Origin of the sequence: Achromobacter sp. HNDS-1 (genome assembly GCF_040084795.1) — a bacterium.
Lineage (GTDB): Bacteria > Pseudomonadota > Gammaproteobacteria > Burkholderiales > Burkholderiaceae_B > Achromobacter > Achromobacter ruhlandii.
In genome coordinates this window covers 4,992,324-5,009,878 of sequence record NZ_CP157584.1, presented here as the reverse complement: position 1 = coordinate 5,009,878, position 17,555 = coordinate 4,992,324, and the positions used below count along the sequence as shown (strand labels likewise).

Sequence of the window (17,555 nt, the reverse complement as noted above, 5' to 3'; positions counted from 1 at the left end):
CCGCGGACAGGCGCCGCCCGCCGGCCCGCCCCGTCGCGCCCGTCAGTCGGCCTGGGAGGACGAGGTCTCGGCTGGCGGCGGCGCCGGCGTGGCGGCCGGCGCGGCGGCGGCTTCCTCGGGGGGCGAGAACAGATCCCAGCTGGCCATGAACAGCGCCGCGATCAACGGGCCGATCACAAAGCCGTTCAGGCCGAACAAGGCCATGCCGCCCAGGGTCGAGATCAGCACCACGTAGTCGGGCATCTTGGTGTCTTTCCCCACCAGGATCGGACGCAGGACGTTGTCGACCATACCGATCACCAGCACGCCAAAGGCGATCAGCACCACCCCCTTGATCGTGGCGCCGGTCAGCAGGAAATAGATCGCCACGGGCGCCCAGATCAGCCCCGCGCCCACCGCCGGCAACAGCGACAGGAAGCCCATGATGACGCCCCACAGCAGCGCCCCCTGGATACCCAGGATGGAGAAGATGATGCCCCCCAGGGCGCCCTGCGATGCCGCCACGGCGATGTTGCCCTTGACCGTGGCGCGCACCACCGTCGTGAACTTGCGGAACAGATGGTGCTTGTGCGCGTCGCTCAGCGGCATGGCGCGCTTGATGCGCTGGCCCAGCTGGGGGCCATCGCGCAGCAGGAAGAACAGCAGGTACAACATGATGCCGAAGCTGATCACGAACTGGAACGTGTCCTGCCCGATGCTCAGCGCCTGCGTGGCCAGGAACTGGCTGGCCTGCATGGCCCCGGCGCTGAGTTTTTCCTGCAGGCTGGGAATGTCGGCCAGGTCGAAACGCGCCAGCAGGTCATGCACCGATGGCGGCAGCGCCTCCATCGCCTGCTGGAAATACGCGCCGAAGTTGATCTGCCCGGACTTGATGCTCTGATAGAGGTTCGCGCCCTCGCTCACCAGCGAACCGCTGATCACCACCAGCGGCAGGATCACCAGCAGCAGCACCAGCGCCAACGTGATCAGCGCCGCCAGGTTGCGTCGCCCGCCGATGCGCGGCACCAGGCGCCGCTGCAACGGCGCGAACAGGATGGCCAGGATGGCGCCCCAGAACACGGCGCCATAGAACGGCCACAGCAGCCAGCCGAATGCGATGGAAACAACCACCAGGAGGAGCAGGAAGGTCCGATAGTGCAAGCTGGAAGATTGGCTCATGTTCCGTCCAAGGCGCGGCATGCGCCGCGAGACCCGCATTGTACAAAGCGGCGCTCCGCCCCGCTTCCCTCGATTGCCTACGCCCCGCCGCCCGCCCCTGCGGCAGGCCGCCGCCAGCGTGTCGATCAATGCTCGCCGGCCGCCGCGCGCGACACCACGGCGCGCGCCTGTTCCAGCGCCTGCGATTGCGCATTCAGCCCCTGCAACCGCAGATTGAGCGCCTCCTGCAACGAGGGCGTGGCGACTTTGGCCTGCCCGTCCTCGAGCGTGATCCCGGCCGCATTGGCGGCGACGAAGTCCGCAACGCCCAACGCATCGCGGGCTACCGTGTCCATACCGGCCGCCGCGCCCAGGAATTCGGCCGCGGGCGCCGTAACCGCCTCGTCATACACGCCGTCATAGACGGGCGCCAGGTCCGGCGCCAGATCCAGTCCGCCCCGCGCCTTGTCCGCGCGGGCCTTGGCATCCTGCACCGCGCCAGCGCTTTCGGCCAGGGTCTTGCGCGCGGCCTGCAGCGCCTCGCGCCGCCGCACGATGTCATCGACGGACTGGATGCGTTCCGCCGCCAAGATCGGCCGCAGCGGCTGCGCCGCCTTGGACAAGGCGGCCTGGAAATCGACGATCACGTCGTAGGCATCGTCATAGCGGCCCACCGCCTTCCTCTCGGCCGCATCGAGAGCGCCGATCGGCACCAGCGTTCCGGCCGCAAGCCGGCTTTGCAACAGGCTGATGAACGCCGCCCGCTCCTGCGGTTCGCGGTTGCCGCACGCCGCCAGCGCGAGCACTGAAGCCGCCGCCAGCCCGGCCAGGCAGATGCGCAGCAATGCCATGCCCTTCCCCCCTTGCGTAAAGCGTTGTATTCCGGGGACCCGACCGACGGCCGGCGTCCTTCCGGCAGATTATCCCGAAGCGCCCGACTGGCGCCGCCAGCGGGCGGATTTTGTTGCCATCGAATCGATATGACACAGGGAGCCGCGGGGGCGGCCGCTCACTCCCGCAGCGCCAGGCGCATTGCGCAGCGGCGCGCCGGATCGAAGCCGGCGTCGGCTTCGGCCCGCAGGCGGGCGCGCAAGGCGGGCGACAGTAGCGCCACGGGCACTTCGGCAAAGCCGTGGCGCTGGTAGAACGGCCCATTCCAGGACAGCTCGCGATCCGTGGTCAGCGTCACGCCGCGATAGACCCGCGCGGCGCGCGCATGCTCGATCACCGCGCGCAGCAGGTCGCGCCCCAGGCCCCGCCCCTGCATCGGCAGGGCCACCGACATTTCCACCAGATAGAGGTCGTCATCCATCGGCCGCGCCAGCGCGAATCCCGCCGGCTGCTCGTCATCGCCCGGCGCCACCCACAGCAGGCCCGCGGCGGCGGCCCGCGCCAGTTCGACCGGCGGCAAGGGGTCGCCGGCCGCGGCCCAGGCCATCGCGGTTCCCAGGAAGCGTCCAGCGGCGGAGCGTTCGATGTCGGGCAGGAGCGCCAGGTCGGCGGAGCGTGCGTGTCTGATCATGGGGCGCCAAGTATGCCCCAAGTGCGCGGCTCCCGGGAGGCGGCTCCGGCCCGCCCACAGGCCAGATTCCCAGGGATGCCGCCCCATGCCGGGCCGGCACCCCCTAGAATGTAGGCTTGGCGGCCCTCACCGGCTTTATCCACCCTTTACCCTCCCGCCTGAATGACCCAAGACGCTTCCCCCGACACCTGGGGCTTTGCCCATCCCGATTGCCGCGGCGCCGCCGCCCTGCTGTTTTTCATGAACGACCTGGCGCGCGTGGCCAACCAGTACCTGCGCCCGGGCCATCTGGGCGAGGAAGCCCTGGCCGACGCGCAGAAGGCGGTGGACGCGCTACTGCAACGCTATGTCGAGATCCAGGCCGCCCCGCAAGCCTTCGACGGCGAACGCATCGAACTGGCACTGGAGACCGACACCCGCCCCGACGGCTCCACCGCCGCCCAGGTCGCCCTGCGCATGTCGCCACGCCTGGAAGCGCTGATCATCGAGGCGCAGCGCCAGGCCCGCCCAGCCACGCATTGAGCCGATCATCCGACGCCGCCAGAAGGGCCCGCCGGCGGGCTTTCGCGCGGCAGGTTCGCGTCCGGCAGCCGCGGGGCCGGCACTGACCCCTGGCCTGGCTATACGTGGGCCAAGCAGACCCTTGCAGAATCATGGTGTTAGTTATATAATCGTTTGTTGAGCCAATAAAAGCTCAGCGTATTTTCCAGTCATAGCCCTTCGGCCCGTAGTCTTTTCCCCCCTTTTTATCGGCCAGGCTTTTTGCCTCTTCTGCGACACACAACCCTAAGAACGCAGAGCGGGCGCCGGCCGATGAAGCGGCATGTCTGAAGCAGCATGTCGAATGAGACTGCTGAAGAAGCCGCCAGAAAGAAGTTGCCGAAGAAGGCCTGTGAAGGTGGTCTGCCAACAACAGTCCATCAAAACCGGCCCGCTATATGAAAGACAGCCTGCTGAATGCAAGGCCTGTCGCACGACCCGCCGAAAGCGACCGATCGGACTAGACCTGTAGACAGGCCCCGCACCTTCGCTGACACATACCCGTTGCCGGCTCGCCAGGCCCGTTGATCCCACGACGTCCCTGATCGAACCCGACACATTCGCCCCGACCACGCCGCCGAGTCCGGCCTGTTCGGAACGTATCCAGCGCAGCGTTGATCCGCTGCAATCGACCCGCGGTGGCGTTGCCACGCCGCCGCCCGCCAGGTTCGCCGCCCATCGCTGATGGCCGACCACCCTGGCAGCGATTCCGGGCCCGGCCCGCCATCGCACCCCGCAGCCAGTCCGGCGCGCCCGCAAACCATGAGAATGCGCAAAGGACCGGCGGCGAAAACGCGTTAGTGTCATGCATGACCCGGCGCGCGGACGGGACGCGGCGCGCGACAGCGCCCTCGCCCCTTTCTCGCGGCATGCACGACGCGGCCATTCCTATAACAAGAACTTGAAAGAGAACACAACATGAATACTCGTTTCACCACCTCGGACCTGATCCGACGCCCGGCCCATACCAAGCTGGACAACATGCCGATCCACATCGGCGACATCGTTTACCTGCAACCGGCCCACGGCCCGGCCATCCGTGCCGCCGTGATCTTCAACGCGCCGATCGACGGCACGACCACGTACACCACCGAAGTCGTGCCGTGCGGAGCGGCCGCGCAAAAGGCGCCCGGCCAGCGCATCCGCTTCCGTCACGAGCACGTGCACCGCATCGAACCGGTGCGTCGCGCCGCTCGCTGAGCCAGCGCAAACCCGCCGCGGCCGTGCCGCGGCGGCTTCATTCGTGCGTGATAAAGTTCCAGGCACCGCAGTCATCGCCCGACCATCATGCAAAACAACCGGCTCGCCATCCGCATCTGGGACCTTCCCACCCGCCTCTTCCACTGGGCCCTCGTCGTCTGTATCGTCGGCGCCTTCGTCAGCGTCAAACTGGGCGGCCTGTACATGGACTGGCACGTGCGCTTCGGCTGCGTTGCGCTGGGCCTGATCATCTTCCGCCTGTTGTGGGGGTTTGTCGGCCCGCGCTATGCGCGCTTCGCGCAGTTCGTGCGCGGCCCGCGCGCGGTGGCCAGGTACCTCAAGGGCGCGGCCGCGCCCGCCGGCCACAATCCGCTGGGCGCGCTATCGGTGCTGGCACTGCTGCTGGTGGTCGGATTCCAGGCCGTGAGCGGCCTGTTCACCACCGACGACATCATGACCCAGGGTCCGCTGTTCGGCCACGTCAGCGAATCCACCGCCAGCCTGTTGACCTCGTGGCACAAGCTCAATGAATGGGTCATCATCGGCCTGGTCGCCCTGCACTTGCTGGCCGTGGCCTGGTACGCGCTGGTGCGCCGCAAGCGACTGGTGCGCGCCATCATCACCGGCAATGTCGACCCGAAAGACGTCCCGGCCGGCACACCCCCGACCCAGGACGGGTTCACAATCTGGCTGCGCGCCCTGATCCTGGGCGCCTGTGTCACCGGCCTGGTGCTGTGGATCCGCTCGCTGGAGATCGCCGCGGACATGTCGTTCTCGTAGCTGTCCGGCTCGCGCATCGCGCGAGCCAACCCGCAGGGCGCGACAACCAAACCGCGCGCCAAAAGAAAAGCCCCTCGTTCGAGGGGCTTTTCGCATGCGGCGGATGCGCCACGGCGGGCGCGGCCGGCTTACTTCTTCTTGCGGTAGGCGTCGTGACAGGCCTTGCAGCTGGCGCCCACGTCGCCGAAGGCGGCGCGCAGCTTGTCGAGGTCGCCGGCGTCGGCGGCGGCCGACAGCTTGACGATGTTGTCCTGGAACGCCTGCTGCTTCTGCTTGAAGCCGGCCGCGTCGCTCCAGATTTCCGGACGGGCATCGCCGCCTTCCGTGCCCGCGCCGAAAGCCGTCCACGGCAGCGCCGACAGGGTCTTGAGCACTTCGACGTTGGCCTTGATCTGGGCCGCGTCGTAGGGCGCCTGGCCCTTGATCACCGGCGTCATGCGGCCGAAGTGCGATGCCATCAGCGTCAGCGCCGACTGGCGGTACTTGACGGCGTCTTCGGGCTTGGCGAACTGCGCCTGGGCCGAGGTCGCCAGCAGCGACCCGACGGTCATACAGGCCAGCGCGGCGAGCGTGGACAACTTCTTCATTGCAATCTCCCGTAAGTACAACAAGAATGCCGCGCGCGCCGCGCGCGGCAAGGCGACTATACCGCCCGGGCCAGGTCCGCGGCCAGGCCGATATACGAACGCGGGGTCATCGCCAGGAGGCGCGCCTTGGGTTCGTCCGGCAGGGCCAGGCCCTGGATGAATTCTCGCAGGGCTTCCTCGGTGATGCCCTTGCCGCGCGTCAAGGCCTTGAGCTGTTCGTACGGCTGCGGCAGGCCATAGCGACGCATGACGGTTTGCACCGGCTCGGCCAGCACTTCCCAGCAGGCGTCGATGTCGGCGTCGATCGCGGCGGCGTTGACTTCCAGCTTGCCCAGGCCGCGCATGCAGGCATCCCACGCCACCAGGCAGTAGCCCAGGCCCACGCCCAGGTTGCGCAGCACGGTGGAGTCGGTCAGGTCGCGCTGCCAACGGGAGATCGGCAGCTTGTCGGACAGGTGGCGCAGCACGGCGTTGGCCAGGCCCAGGTTGCCTTCGGAGTTTTCGAAGTCGATCGGGTTGACCTTGTGCGGCATGGTCGACGAACCAACCTCGCCTTCCTTCAGGCGCTGCTTGAAGTAGCCCAGGGCCACGTAGCCCCAGATGTCGCGGTCCAGGTCGAGCACGATGATGTTGGCGCGCACGATGGCGTCGAACAGCGCCGACATCCAGTCGTGCGGTTCGATCTGGATGGTGTGGCGGTTCTGGGTCAGGCCCAGGCCGGCGAGCACACGCTGGCTGAAGGCGGGCCAGTCGATTTCCGGGTAGGCCGACAGGTGGGCGTTGTAGTTGCCGGTGGCGCCGTTGAGCTTGGCCAGCGGCTCGACCGCTTCGACCGCGGCGATGGCGCGGTTCAGGCGCGCCGCGACGTTGGCGAATTCCTTGCCCAGCGTGGTCGGGCTGGCCGGCTGGCCATGGGTGCGCGACAGCATCGGCTGGTCGGCCTGGGCCACGGCCATGTCATTGAGCTTGGCGGCGATTTCACGCAGGCGCGGCAGCACCACTTCGCTGCGAGCGCGCGACAGCATCAGCGCGTGCGAGGTGTTGTTGATGTCCTCGGAGGTGCAGGCGAAGTGGATGAATTCGGCCGCGGCCGCCAGTTCGGCGTGGTCGGCGACCTTTTCCTTGAGCCAGTACTCGACCGCCTTGACGTCGTGGTTGGTGACGCGCTCGATGTCCTTGATGCGGGCGGCGTCGGCCTCGGAGAAGTCGCGCACCAGTTGTTGCAGGCGGGCGCGGGCTTCCTGGGAGAAAGCGGGCAGTTCCGGCAGGCCGGCATCGGACAGGGCCACCAGCCAGGCCACCTCGACTTCGACGCGGTGGGCCATGAAGCCGGCCTCCGAAAGCAGCCCGCGCAGCGCGTCGCCGCGGGAGGCGTATCGGCCATCCAGTGGCGAAAGGGCGTTAAGTTGGCTAAGCTGGTCGGCGATTTGCATGGTCTGGGAAAGAAAAAGCGGCGGATGGGAAAACCCGGCGATTTTATCATTCAGGGCCGCGCAACATTGTGGCAAACTGGACGGGATTCCGTCCCGCGGACGGTTTGGCCGTTATACGGCCTGCTATACTTCGGCCGCTTTCCGACTCCGCTTGTGAATCCATGAAACTGATCGGCTCGCTTACCAGTCCATACGTGCGCAAGGTGCGTATCGTCATGGCCGAGAAAAAGCTGGATTATCGGCTTGAACTCGAAAACGTCTGGTCCGCCGACACGCAGATCCAAACGTACAACCCGCTGGGCAAGGTGCCCTGCCTGGTCATGGAAGATGGCGGCGCCCTGTTCGATTCGCGCGTCATCGTCGAGTACCTGGACACCTTGTCGCCCGTCGCCCGCCTGATTCCGCAGCCGGGCCGCGATCGCGCGGCCGTCAAATGCTGGGAAGCCATCGCCGATGGCCTGCTGGATGCGTGCGTCACCATCGTCAAGGAAAAGCAGCGCCCCGAGGCGCAACGCAGCCCCGAATGGATCGAACGCCAATACGGCAAGATCCACGCCAGCCTGGACGCCATGGACAAGAGCCTGGGCGACAACGCCCACTGCATGGGCATCAACTACAGTCTGGCCGACATCGCCGTGGGCTGTGGCCTGGGCTACCTGGACCTGCGCTTCGCCGAACTGGACTGGCGCGCCAACCATCCAAACCTGGCGCGCCTGTACGACAAGCTGTCGCAACGCCAGTCGTTCGTCGACACCATCCCCAAGACGGCCTGACGCGCCCCCGACGCCCATCCGCACCGCTCCGGCCGCCTCGCGCGGCCGGTTTCACGTCCGGCTCAGGCCCGGAACGCCTGGCCGGCCTTGAACAGCATGTAGGCCGCCAGCGCGAACAGCAGGCAGGCGAACACCCGCTTCAGGGTCTGCACCGGCAGGCGGTGCGCCATGCGCGCGCCCAGCGGCGCGGTCAGCACGCTCACGCACACCAACACCAGCAGCGCCGGCCAGTAGATGTAACCCAGCATGCCGGGTCGGGTCGCGCCCTCGTTCAAGCCCGACACCACGTAGCCGATGCTGTTGGCCAGCGCGATGGGAAAGCCCAGCGCCGCCGAGGTCGAGACCGCGTTGTGCAGCGCCACGTTGCACCAGACCATGAACGGCACCGACAGGAAGCCGCCGCCCGCCCCCACCAGCCCCGACAGGAAGCCGATGCCGGCGCCGGCCGCGCTGGTGCCGACCACGCCCGGCATCTGGCGGCTGGGCTTGGGCTTCTTGTTGCGCAGCATGTTCCAGCCGGAATAGCCCACGAACAGCGCGAAGAACAGCGACAGCCACAGGGTGCTGAGCGCCGCGAACACCGCGCCGCCCGACAGCAGGCCGCCCAGGATGATGCCCGGCGCCATGGCCCAGACGATCGGCCACTTGATGGTGCCCTTCTGCTGGTGCGCGCGCACGCTGGAGATCGAGGTGAACAGGATCGAGGTCATCGAAGTGGCGATGGCGGCATGCACCACCAGGTCGGCCGGCATGCCCTTCCAGGCGAACAGCATCGTCAGGAACGGCACCAGCAGCATGCCGCCGCCAATGCCCAGCAAGCCCGCCGCGAACCCCGCCACCGCGCCCAGCGCCAGCAGGCAAATCACCATCGTTACATCCACATCCCTCTCCTCTCGTTGTCGGCGTGCGCCGTTTTTCATGAGCCAGGCCCCGCGAACGCGACGCCCGCGGGGCCTGGCTGGAACTGCTATCGGTATTGCGACGGCCTGTCGCGGGCCGGCGCGCCTAGACGATGATGCCGCCGCCCAGGCAGATATCGCCATCGTAAAGCACCGCCGATTGCCCGGGCGTGACCGCCCATTGCGGCTCGCTGAAGTCGAGCGTGAAGCCCGCGCTGGTCGCGTCTTCCAGGCGGCAGGCGGCGTCGGCCTGGCGGTAGCGCGTCTTGGCGCCGTATTCCCCCGCGGCGGGCGCGTGTCCGGCGACCCAGCTGACGTCCTGCGCCCGCAGCGAGCCGGACAGCAGCCAGGGATGGTCATGCCCCTGCACCACGTAGAGCACGTTGCGCTCCAGATCCTTGCGCGCCACGTACCAGGCCTCGGCGGTGCCGTCCTCGCGCTGGCGGCCCTTCACGCCGCCCACGCCCAGGCCCTTGCGCTGGCCCAGCGTGTAGAACGACAGGCCCTCGTGGCGTCCGACCTTCTGCCCCTCGGGCGTCAGGATGGGGCCCGGCTCGGTCGGCAGGTAGCGGTTGAGGAACTCGCGGAACGGCCGCTCGCCGATGAAGCAGATGCCGGTGGAGTCCTTCTTGGCCGCGTTGTGCAGGCCGATCTCGTGCGCGATGCGGCGCACTTCGGTCTTGTGGATCTCGCCCAGCGGGAACAGGGTGCGCGACAGTTGCGCCTGGTTCAGGCGGTGCAGGAAATAGCTCTGGTCCTTGGACCCGTCCAGCGCCTTGAGCAACTCGAAGCGCGATCCGCCGCCCTCGGCCGCCACTTCGCGCACGCGGGCGTAATGGCCGGTGGCGATGTGTTCGGCGCCCAGCGCCATGGCGTGGTCGAGGAAGGCCTTGAACTTGATCTCGGCATTGCACAGCACGTCCGGGTTGGGCGTGCGGCCGGCCGAGTATTCGCGCAGGAATTCGGCGAACACGCGGTCCTTGTATTCGGCGGCGAAATTGACGTACTCGAATTCCACGCCCACTCGATCGGCCACGCTGGCCGCGTCCAGCAGGTCCTGGCGGGTGGAGCAGTATTCGGAATCGTCGTCGTCTTCCCAGTTCTTCATGAACAGGCCGACGACCTCGTAGCCTTGCTGCTTGAGCAGCCAGGCGGTGACCGAAGAATCGACCCCGCCGGACATGCCGACGACAACGCGGCCTTTCTTGGTGGATGTTTGACTCATGATGGTGCCATTTTACTGTGGGCTGGCCGCGTCCTGCGGCTGCGGCTCGGCCGCCCGCGAGACCTCCATCAGCCAGGTCCGGAACGCTTGCAGCGTCGGCAGGTTGGCCTTCTGGTCGGGGTAGCACAGGTAGTAGCCCATGCGCGCGCGGATCGGCAGCTGGATCGCCACCGCCAGCTTGCCGTCGCGCAGCTCGTCTTCGATCAGGCAACGCGGGATCAGCGCCACGCCGAAACCGGCGGCGGCCGCCTGCGACAACAGCGCGTACTGATCGAAGCGCGCCCCTTCCAGGCTACGCCGGGTGTCGCAGCCGGCCTGTTCGAACCAGTCGCGCCAGCCCTCCAGGGCCGAGGTGTGATGCAGCAGGGGGTAGGCCAGCAGGTCCGCCGGCGTGCTACAGCCGCCCGGAATCAGGCGCGGGCTGCAGACCGGCAGGATCTCGCGGCCGACGATGTAGTCGGCGCCGCTGCCCGGCCAGATGCCCTCGCCGAAGCGGACCGCGGCGTCCAGTTCGGGCGAGGAGAAATCGTAACCTTGCCGGTGCGGCAGGAATTCGACGTGGATGTCCGGGCGCAACCGCATGAAGGCCGTCAGGCGCGGGATCAACCAACGGGCGCCGAAGGTCGGCATACAGGTCAGGTTGAGCGTGCCGCCCTGCCCCTGGTGTGCGATCAGCTCGACGGTGGCCGCCTCGATCTGGCCCAGGCCTGCCTGCACCTTGGTCAGGTAGCTGCGGCCGGCCTCGGTCAGCACCAGTCCTTGCCTGATGCGCAGGAATAGTTCGACGCCGACGAACTCCTCCAGATGTTTCACTTGCTTACTTACGGCGCCCTGCGTGACGCACAGTTCCTGGGCGGCGCGGGTGAAGCTGCTATGCCTGGCAGCCACTTCAAAGGCCTGCAGGTCGGTGAGCGAAGGACAGAACCGTCTCATGGAATAGCGCCTCGATACCGGCAGCGCCGGACGGCGAAGTTACAAAAAGAAACTCCGCCGAAAGAGAGGCATGAAAAAAAGTCATAGCTTAAGGAGAAAGTTTCGTTTGTGCAAACTGGCCTTGCAAGAAAGAATCTTCCTGTTTGCGTCTGCCTTTTGCGCATCCGCGTTCCAATTCATAGGGGAATTCATGCAACGCCGTAATGTAGTCCTGGGCCTGTGTGTCGCCGCCGCGACCCTGGCCACGCCGCTGACCTCGGGCATCGCCCATGCCGAGGACGCCTACCCGAGCAAGCCGATCCGCCTGATCGTGCCGTTCCCGCCCGGAGGCACCACCGACATCGTCGGCCGCCTGTTCGCCGACAAGCTCGGCAAGGAACTGAACCAGACCGTGGTGGTGGAAAACCGCGGCGGCGCCGGCGGCTCGATCGGCAGCGCCTTCGTCGCCAGCAGCGCGCCGGACGGCTACACCCTGGGCATCGCCACCGTCAGCACGCACGGCATCAACCCGGCCATCTACCCGAACCTGCCGTTCGATGGCGAGAAGGACTTCACGCCGGTCTCGAACCTGGCCGCCGTCCCGAACATCATGACCATCAACCCGAAGGTGCAGGCCAAGGACATGGCCGAGTTCATCAAGCTGGCCAAGAGCCAGCCGGGCAAGCTGACGTACGCCTCGGCCGGCAACGGCTCGGTCTCGCACATGATGGGCGAACTGTTCAAGATGGCCTCGGGCACCGACCTGATGCACGTGCCCTACCGTGGCGTGGGCCCGGCGCTGAACGACGCGCTGGCCGGCCAGGTCGACGTCATGTACGACAACCTGCCGTCCACCCTGCCGCACGTGCAGTCCGGCCGCCTGATCGCCATGGCCGTCGCCTCGCCCAAGCGCGTGGCCAGCCTGCCGAACGTGCCCACGTTCGCTGAAGTCGGCCTGCCCGCCGTCAACGACGCCTCGTGGTTCGGCCTGGTCGCCCCGGCCAAGCTGCCGGCCCCGATCCTGGCCAAGCTGAACGCCGCCGTGCAGAAGGTCAGCGCCGAAGCCGACGTCAAGTCGCGCCTGGAAGCGCTGGGCGCCGAACCGGCCGCCAACAGCCCGGAAGCGTTTGCCAAGCAGATCTCGGCGGAAATCGCCAAGAACAAGCGCATCGCCAAAGAAGCCAATGTGAAGATCGACTGAGCGATCTTCGATCCCCGCCGCGCCCGCGCGGCGCGCGGGGATCTCCGATTCACGAACGCAATACCCCCATATGCGAATTACCCAACCCCTGTCCTATCGGCTCGACCTCCCGCAGCAATATCCGAACTCGGCGCCCTCGGCCCCGCTGGTGCTGGACTCCCCGCACAGCGGCACCACCTACCCGCCCGACTTCGCGCCCGCGGTCGATTTTGGCGCCTTGCGCACGGCCGAGGACACCTGGGTTGACGATCTGTGGGGCGACGCCATCGACATGGGCGTGCCCATGATCGCCGCGAGCTTTCCGCGCGCCTATATCGACGCCAATCGCGCCCCCGACGAAATCGACGAACTGCTGCTGGACCAGGCCTGGCCCGGGGCGGTCAACGCCTCGCCCAAGGTCAAGCTGGGCAAGGGCCTGATCTGGCGCATGCTGGATGACGGCACGCCGCTGTACGACCGCAAGCTGAGCGTCGAGGAAGTGACGCACCGCATCGAGGCCTGCTGGAAGCCGTACCACGCCGCCCTCGGCCAGGTGCTCGACAGCGCCCACCAGAAGTTTGGCAAGGTCTGGCACATCAACTGCCACTCCATGCCCAGCGTCGCCGGCGCCTACGCCACCGACCGTCCCGGCCTGGTCCACCCCGACTTCGTGCTGGGCGACCGCGACGGCAGCACCAGCGACCCGGCCTTCCGCGAATTCATCGCGGCCTGGCTGCGCGAGCGCGGCTACAACGTGACCGTGAACGATCCCTACAAGGGCGTCGAACTGGTGCGCGCCTTCGGCCGCCCCGAAGAAGGCCGCCACAGCCTGCAGATCGAGATCAACCGCAAGCTCTACATGGACGAGGTCAGCCTGCGTCCGTCGGCCAATTATGGCCGCCTCAAGGCCGACCTGCGCGACCTCACCGCCGCGCTGATCGACTGGACTCGCGCGCAGACGGCCTGACGCCGGACGCCTGCGCGCCAGTGCCGGCCAGCAGCCCGTTGTCAGTCTGGCCGGTATGACCGGGGCGCGAGCCCCAAAGCCCCATGGTTAACCCCATGGGGCTTTTCTTTTGGACGGCGCGCAAACTCCTCCCCTGGGCGTATATCCGTTATAACTACGGCGAACCTTCTGAGGAGAGGCGTCGATGCACATCGGGATACCAAGGGAAACCCGAGACGGGGAAACCCGTGTCGCAGCAACACCGGAGACCGTCAAGAAGTACGTGGGCGGCAAACACACCGTTGTCGTGGAGCGTGGCGCGGGCACCGCGGCGCGCTATCTGGATGAAGCCTACGAGGCCGCCGGCGCCACGCTCGGCAGTGCCCAGGAGGCCCTGGGAGCGGAGCTGGTCATGAAGGTTCGCGCGCCCTCCGCGGTCGAACTGCCGCAGATGAAGGCCGGCGCCGTGGTCATCGGCATGCTCGATCCCTTCGACGCCGAGGGCCTCGCGCAGATGGCCGCGGCCGGCCTGACCGGCTTCGCGCTGGAAGCCGCGCCCCGCATCACCCGCGCGCAGAGCCTGGACGTGCTGTCGTCGCAGGCCAACCTGGCCGGTTACAAGGCCGTGCTGCTGGCGGCCCACCACTACGGCCGCCTGATCCCCATGATGATGACCGCCGCCGGCACCCTCAAGGCCGCGCGCGCGGTGGTGCTGGGCACCGGCGTCGCCGGCCTGCAGGCCATCGCCACGGCCAAGCGCCTGGGCGCGGTGGTCGAGGCCTCCGACGTGCGGCCGGCCGCGCGCGAGCAGGTCGAATCGCTCGGCGCCAAGTTCATCGACGTGCCGTTCGAAACCGACGAGGAACGCGAGATCGCGCAGGGCGTGGGCGGTTACGCCCGCCCCATGCCGCCGGCCTGGATGGCGCGCCAGGCGGCGCTGGTGTCGGAGCGCTGCAAGCAGGCCGACATCGTCATCACCACCGCCCTGATACCGGGCCGGCCCGCGCCGACGCTGGTGTCGGCCGAAACCGTCGCGGCCATGAAGCCCGGCTCGGTGCTGGTGGACCTGGCGGTCGAGCGCGGCGGCAACTGCCCGCTGTCCGAAAAAGGCAAGGTGGTCGAAAAGCACGGCGTGACCCTGGTGGGGCTGACCAACCTGCCCGGCCTGGTCGCGACGGACGCGTCGGCGCTCTACGCCCGCAACATCCTCGACTTCCTGAAACTCATCATCAATGCGGACGGCGCGCTGGCGATCCAGCGCGACGATGAAATCGTGGCGGCCTGCCTGGTGTGTGAAGGCGGCAATGTGACGCGCGGGAGCTAACAGCATGGAAGCGATCAATCCTACCCTGATGAATCTCATCATCTTCGTGCTGGCCATCTACGTCGGCTACCACGTGGTCTGGAATGTCACCCCCGCGCTGCACACCCCGCTGATGGCGGTGACCAACGCGATCTCGGCCATCATCATCGTCGGCGCCATGCTGGCGGCGGCGCTGACCGAAGGTGGACTGGCGCGCGGCATGGGCGTGTTCGCCGTGGCGCTGGCCGCGGTCAACGTGTTCGGCGGCTTCCTGGTCACGCGGCGCATGCTGGAGATGTTCAAGAAGAAAGAGAAGAAGCCGGCCAAGGAGGACGCGAAATGATCTCGCTGAACCTCGTCACGCTGCTTTACCTGATTGCCTCGGTCTGCTTCATCCAGGCGCTCAAGGGCCTGTCGCATCCAACAACGTCGCGCCTGGGCAATGCCTTCGGCATGGCCGGCATGGCGATCGCGGTGCTGACCACCGGCGCGCTCATCGTCGGCCTGGCGCGCAGCGGCACCGCCGGCATCGGGCTGGGCTGGGTGCTGCTGGGCCTGCTGGTCGGCGGCTCCATCGGCACCCTGATGGCCAAGCGCGTCGAAATGACCAAGATGCCCGAGCTGGTCGCCTTCATGCACAGCATGATCGGCCTGGCGGCGGTCGCCATCGCGGTCGCGGTGGTGGCCGAGCCGCACGCCTTCGGCATCGTTGCCGCCGGCACGCTGATCCCCACCGGCAACCGCTTCGAGCTGTTCATCGGCACCTTCGTCGGCGCCATCACCTTCTCGGGCTCGGTGATCGCCTTCGGCAAGCTGTCGGGCAAGTACAAGTTCCGGCTGTTCCAGGGGGCGCCGGTGGTGTTCGCCGGCCAGCACATGCTGAACCTGGCGCTGGCGCTGCTGATGCTGGCGATGGGCGTGTGGTTCATGCTGACGCAGGCCTGGACGCCGTTCATCATCATGACGCTGATCGCCTTCGTGCTGGGCGTGCTGATCATCATCCCGATCGGCGGCGCCGACATGCCGGTGGTGGTGTCGATGCTGAACAGCTATTCGGGCTGGGCGGCGGCGGGCATCGGCTTCTCGCTGAACAACCCGATGCTGATCATCGCCGGCTCGCTGGTGGGCTCGTCCGGTGCCATCCTCTCGTACATCATGTGCAAGGCGATGAACCGCTCGTTCTTCAACGTCATTCTGGGCGGCTTCGGCGGCCAGGCGGGCGAGGCCGCGGCGGCGGGCGGCGGTCAGCAGCGCAGCGTCAAGTCGGGCAGCCCCGACGACGCGGCCTTCCTGATGACCAACGCCGAAAGCGTCACCATCGTGCCGGGCTACGGCCTGGCGGTGGCGCGCGCCCAGCACGCGCTCAAGGAACTGGCCGAAAAACTCACCGAGCGCGGCGTGACGGTCAAGTACGCGATCCACCCGGTCGCCGGCCGCATGCCGGGCCATATGAACGTGCTGCTGGCCGAGGCGGAAGTGCCTTACGACCAGGTCTTCGAGATGGAAGACATCAACAGCGAGTTCGGCCAGACCGACGTGGTGCTGGTGCTGGGCGCCAACGACGTGGTCAACCCGGCGGCCAAGAACGATCCCAAGTCGCCGATTGCCGGCATGCCGATCCTGGAAGCCTACAAGGCCCGCACCGTGATCGTGAACAAGCGCTCGATGGCCTCCGGCTACGCCGGCCTGGACAACGAACTGTTCTACATGGACCGCACCATGATGGTCTTCGGCGACGCCAAGAAGGTGCTGGAAGACATGGTCAAGGCGGTGGAGTGATAGGCGTGGCCTGGCGGTGCGCATGCGCATCCGCGAGGCCGCTCCCAGCCCAGGCCGCGGCACCGCACACAGTGTCCGCGGCAACACCCACCGCGGCGTCCGCGCGATCAGGCCCGCGCCAGCTGCTCGTCCACCACTTCGATCCAGTGCCGCACCGGCGTGCTGGTGCCGCTCTGCAAGTGCCCGATGCAGCCGATATTGGCCGACAGGATCACGTCCGGCGCGGCCGGCGCGATCGCGGCCAGCTTGCGGTCGCGCAGCGCCAACGCGATGTCGGGATTCAGCACTGAATACGCGCCCGCCGAGCCGCAGCACAGGTGCTGCTCCGCAAACGGCTGCAACTCGAACCCCAACTCGACCAGCAAGCGTTCCGACAACGGCCGCAGTCCCTGCCAGTGCTGCAGGGTGCATGGCGGGTGGAACGATGCCCGCGCGCCCTTGCCCGCCAGCCGCTGGCGCAGTTGCGCCGCATGCGGCGCCACGATTTCCGCCACGTCCTTGACCAGCGCCACGATGTCCGCGGCACGCTGCGCGTAGGCCGGGTCGTGGCGCAGATGATGGGCGTACTCCTTGACCATGGCGCCGCAGCCCGACGCATTCATGACAATGGCCTCGACCGCGCCGTCCTTCACCAGCGGCCACCAGGCATCGATGTTGGCGCGCATCTGGTCCAGGGCGGCCGCCTGCGCGTCCAGGTGAAAGCTGGCGGCGCCACAGCAGCCCGCCCCCGGCGCGATGCGCGCGCCGATGCCGATGGCATCCAGCACGCGGATGGTGGCGGCATCGATCGACGGCATCATCGACGGCTGTACGCAGCCGGCCAGCATCAGCACCTGCCGCGCATGCCCCGCCACCTGCGGCAAGGCGCCGGCGGGACGACGCTCCGGCACCTTGCGCCTGAGCGCTTCCGGCAAGGCGCCGCGCACCGCCTGCCCCAGCCGCATCGCGGGCCCGAACAGCGGCGACAGCATGGCCCGGCGCAGCATTTTGCGCTTGGCCTTCTCGGCCCAGGGCCGCGGCACCCGTTCCTCGACGATCTGGCGGCCGATGTCCACCAGATGCCCGTACTCCACGCCCGACGGACAGGTGGTCTCGCAGTTGCGGCAGGTCAGGCAGCGGTCCAGGTGCTGCTGGGTCGACTGGGTCGGCTCGGCGCCTTCCAGCACCTGCTTGATCAGGTAGATGCGGCCACGCGGGCTGTCGAGTTCGTCGCCCAGCACCTGGTAGGTGGGACAGGTGGCCGTGCAGAAGCCGCAGTGCACGCAGCGCCGCAGGATCGCATCGGCCTCTTTGCCCAGATCGGTATCGCGGGCCCAGGCTGCCAGATTGGTTTGCATGA

The 17,555-nt window shown here is 67.5% G+C and carries 18 protein-coding genes; 9 read left to right on the top strand and 9 right to left on the bottom strand.

Annotated elements, in window-relative coordinates; genetic code table 11:
* Positions 1 to 42: 42 nt before the first annotated feature.
* The 3 genes from ABFG95_RS23135 to ABFG95_RS23125 all read right to left on the bottom strand — a co-directional run bounded on the left by ABFG95_RS23135 (position 43) and on the right by ABFG95_RS23125 (position 2,659).
* Positions 43 to 1,158, bottom strand: a complete 1,116-nt coding sequence (locus ABFG95_RS23135; protein WP_063580442.1) for an AI-2E family transporter — start codon at positions 1,156 to 1,158, stop codon at positions 43 to 45.
* A gap of 125 nt (positions 1,159 to 1,283) precedes the next feature.
* Entirely contained in the window at positions 1,284 to 1,988 is a 705-nt protein-coding gene (locus ABFG95_RS23130; protein WP_348994955.1) for a DUF3053 family protein, read from the bottom strand.
* A gap of 158 nt (positions 1,989 to 2,146) precedes the next feature.
* Positions 2,147 to 2,659: a GNAT family N-acetyltransferase gene (locus tag ABFG95_RS23125; protein ID WP_054417638.1), complete on the bottom strand. Its 513-nt coding sequence runs from the start codon at positions 2,657 to 2,659 to the stop codon at positions 2,147 to 2,149.
* 162 nt (positions 2,660 to 2,821) lie between these two features.
* On the opposite strand from ABFG95_RS23125, the gene ABFG95_RS23120 reads away from it, so the two are divergent.
* From ABFG95_RS23120 to ABFG95_RS23110, 3 genes are all read left to right on the top strand, one after another.
* Positions 2,822 to 3,181, top strand: a complete 360-nt coding sequence (locus ABFG95_RS23120; RefSeq protein WP_049072521.1) for a hypothetical protein — start codon at positions 2,822 to 2,824, stop codon at positions 3,179 to 3,181.
* A gap of 936 nt (positions 3,182 to 4,117) precedes the next feature.
* Entirely contained in the window at positions 4,118 to 4,399 is a 282-nt protein-coding gene (locus ABFG95_RS23115; RefSeq protein WP_006393801.1) for a hypothetical protein, read from the top strand.
* A gap of 87 nt (positions 4,400 to 4,486) precedes the next feature.
* Entirely contained in the window at positions 4,487 to 5,179 is a 693-nt protein-coding gene (locus tag ABFG95_RS23110; RefSeq protein ID WP_049072519.1) for a cytochrome b/b6 domain-containing protein, read from the top strand.
* Positions 5,180 to 5,307: 128 nt separating this feature from the next.
* Here ABFG95_RS23110 and ABFG95_RS23105 read toward each other — a convergent pair whose 3' ends face one another.
* Both ABFG95_RS23105 and purB read right to left on the bottom strand, forming a co-directional pair.
* Complete coding sequence (locus ABFG95_RS23105) at positions 5,308 to 5,766, bottom strand: cytochrome c (protein WP_006393799.1); 459 nt, start codon at positions 5,764 to 5,766, stop codon at positions 5,308 to 5,310.
* 56 nt (positions 5,767 to 5,822) lie between these two features.
* Positions 5,823 to 7,199 carry an adenylosuccinate lyase gene (gene purB / locus ABFG95_RS23100; protein WP_049072517.1) on the bottom strand — a complete coding sequence of 459 codons (1,377 nt, stop codon included), beginning with the start codon at positions 7,197 to 7,199 and terminating at the stop codon, positions 5,823 to 5,825.
* A 161-nt stretch (positions 7,200 to 7,360) separates the two neighbouring features.
* Between purB and ABFG95_RS23095 the strand changes: the two genes are divergently transcribed.
* Positions 7,361 to 7,972, top strand: coding sequence for a glutathione S-transferase (locus tag ABFG95_RS23095; protein WP_049072515.1), 612 nt, complete (start codon positions 7,361 to 7,363; stop codon positions 7,970 to 7,972).
* A gap of 62 nt (positions 7,973 to 8,034) precedes the next feature.
* Here the strand turns inward: ABFG95_RS23095 and ABFG95_RS23090 are convergent, their stop codons facing one another.
* The 3 genes from ABFG95_RS23090 to gcvA all read right to left on the bottom strand — a co-directional run bounded on the left by ABFG95_RS23090 (position 8,035) and on the right by gcvA (position 11,029).
* Positions 8,035 to 8,853, bottom strand: coding sequence for a sulfite exporter TauE/SafE family protein (locus ABFG95_RS23090; protein WP_049072514.1), 819 nt, complete (start codon positions 8,851 to 8,853; stop codon positions 8,035 to 8,037).
* A gap of 124 nt (positions 8,854 to 8,977) precedes the next feature.
* Positions 8,978 to 10,096: a tRNA 2-thiouridine(34) synthase MnmA gene (mnmA, locus tag ABFG95_RS23085; protein WP_059269656.1), complete on the bottom strand. Its 1,119-nt coding sequence runs from the start codon at positions 10,094 to 10,096 to the stop codon at positions 8,978 to 8,980.
* A gap of 12 nt (positions 10,097 to 10,108) precedes the next feature.
* Positions 10,109 to 11,029 carry a transcriptional regulator GcvA gene (gene gcvA, locus ABFG95_RS23080; protein ID WP_049072512.1) on the bottom strand — a complete coding sequence of 307 codons (921 nt, stop codon included), beginning with the start codon at positions 11,027 to 11,029 and terminating at the stop codon, positions 10,109 to 10,111.
* A 190-nt stretch (positions 11,030 to 11,219) separates the two neighbouring features.
* Here gcvA and ABFG95_RS23075 point away from each other — a divergent pair, with 190 nt between their 5' ends.
* From ABFG95_RS23075 to ABFG95_RS23055, 5 genes are all read left to right on the top strand, one after another.
* Entirely contained in the window at positions 11,220 to 12,209 is a 990-nt protein-coding gene (locus tag ABFG95_RS23075; protein WP_049072511.1) for a tripartite tricarboxylate transporter substrate binding protein BugE, read from the top strand.
* A gap of 70 nt (positions 12,210 to 12,279) precedes the next feature.
* Complete coding sequence (locus tag ABFG95_RS23070; RefSeq protein ID WP_047992307.1) at positions 12,280 to 13,155, top strand: N-formylglutamate amidohydrolase; 876 nt, start codon at positions 12,280 to 12,282, stop codon at positions 13,153 to 13,155.
* 184 nt (positions 13,156 to 13,339) lie between these two features.
* The gene (locus tag ABFG95_RS23065; RefSeq protein WP_059269655.1) at positions 13,340 to 14,458 is read left to right on the top strand and encodes a Re/Si-specific NAD(P)(+) transhydrogenase subunit alpha; all 1,119 of its coding nucleotides are present in this window, start codon (positions 13,340 to 13,342) and stop codon (positions 14,456 to 14,458) included.
* 4 nt (positions 14,459 to 14,462) lie between these two features.
* Positions 14,463 to 14,780 (top strand): NAD(P) transhydrogenase subunit alpha, encoded by a 318-nt coding sequence (locus ABFG95_RS23060; RefSeq protein ID WP_049072509.1) that lies wholly within the window; start codon positions 14,463 to 14,465, stop codon positions 14,778 to 14,780.
* Positions 14,777 to 16,216, top strand: a complete 1,440-nt coding sequence (locus ABFG95_RS23055; protein ID WP_054501340.1) for an NAD(P)(+) transhydrogenase (Re/Si-specific) subunit beta — start codon at positions 14,777 to 14,779, stop codon at positions 16,214 to 16,216. The genes ABFG95_RS23060 and ABFG95_RS23055 overlap by 4 nt, the downstream gene beginning before the upstream one ends.
* 107 nt (positions 16,217 to 16,323) lie before the next feature.
* Here ABFG95_RS23055 and glcF read toward each other — a convergent pair whose 3' ends face one another.
* Entirely contained in the window at positions 16,324 to 17,553 is a 1,230-nt protein-coding gene (gene glcF / locus ABFG95_RS23050) for a glycolate oxidase subunit GlcF (protein WP_068952563.1), read from the bottom strand.
* Positions 17,554 to 17,555: the final 2 nt, after the last annotated feature.

Bases quoted from the DNA above. Each gene is read 5' to 3' on its own strand.
- ABFG95_RS23135 (WP_063580442.1), bottom strand. From the start codon at position 1,158: ATGAGCCAATCTTCCAGCTTGCACTATCGGACCTTCCTGCTCCTCCTG.
- ABFG95_RS23130 (WP_348994955.1), bottom strand. From the start codon at position 1,988: ATGGCATTGCTGCGCATCTGCCTGGCCGGGCTGGCGGCGGCTTCAGTG.
- ABFG95_RS23125 (WP_054417638.1), bottom strand. From the start codon at position 2,659: ATGATCAGACACGCACGCTCCGCCGACCTGGCGCTCCTGCCCGACATC.
- ABFG95_RS23120 (WP_049072521.1), top strand. From the start codon at position 2,822: ATGACCCAAGACGCTTCCCCCGACACCTGGGGCTTTGCCCATCCCGAT.
- ABFG95_RS23115 (WP_006393801.1), top strand. From the start codon at position 4,118: ATGAATACTCGTTTCACCACCTCGGACCTGATCCGACGCCCGGCCCAT.
- ABFG95_RS23110 (WP_049072519.1), top strand. From the start codon at position 4,487: ATGCAAAACAACCGGCTCGCCATCCGCATCTGGGACCTTCCCACCCGC.
- ABFG95_RS23105 (WP_006393799.1), bottom strand. From the start codon at position 5,766: ATGAAGAAGTTGTCCACGCTCGCCGCGCTGGCCTGTATGACCGTCGGG.
- purB (WP_049072517.1), bottom strand. From the start codon at position 7,199: ATGCAAATCGCCGACCAGCTTAGCCAACTTAACGCCCTTTCGCCACTG.
- ABFG95_RS23095 (WP_049072515.1), top strand. From the start codon at position 7,361: ATGAAACTGATCGGCTCGCTTACCAGTCCATACGTGCGCAAGGTGCGT.
- mnmA (WP_059269656.1), bottom strand. From the start codon at position 10,096: ATGAGTCAAACATCCACCAAGAAAGGCCGCGTTGTCGTCGGCATGTCC.
- gcvA (WP_049072512.1), bottom strand. From the start codon at position 11,029: ATGAGACGGTTCTGTCCTTCGCTCACCGACCTGCAGGCCTTTGAAGTG.
- ABFG95_RS23075 (WP_049072511.1), top strand. From the start codon at position 11,220: ATGCAACGCCGTAATGTAGTCCTGGGCCTGTGTGTCGCCGCCGCGACC.
- ABFG95_RS23070 (WP_047992307.1), top strand. From the start codon at position 12,280: ATGCGAATTACCCAACCCCTGTCCTATCGGCTCGACCTCCCGCAGCAA.
- ABFG95_RS23065 (WP_059269655.1), top strand. From the start codon at position 13,340: ATGCACATCGGGATACCAAGGGAAACCCGAGACGGGGAAACCCGTGTC.
- ABFG95_RS23060 (WP_049072509.1), top strand. From the start codon at position 14,463: ATGGAAGCGATCAATCCTACCCTGATGAATCTCATCATCTTCGTGCTG.
- ABFG95_RS23055 (WP_054501340.1), top strand. From the start codon at position 14,777: ATGATCTCGCTGAACCTCGTCACGCTGCTTTACCTGATTGCCTCGGTC.
- glcF (WP_068952563.1), bottom strand. From the start codon at position 17,553: ATGCAAACCAATCTGGCAGCCTGGGCCCGCGATACCGATCTGGGCAAA.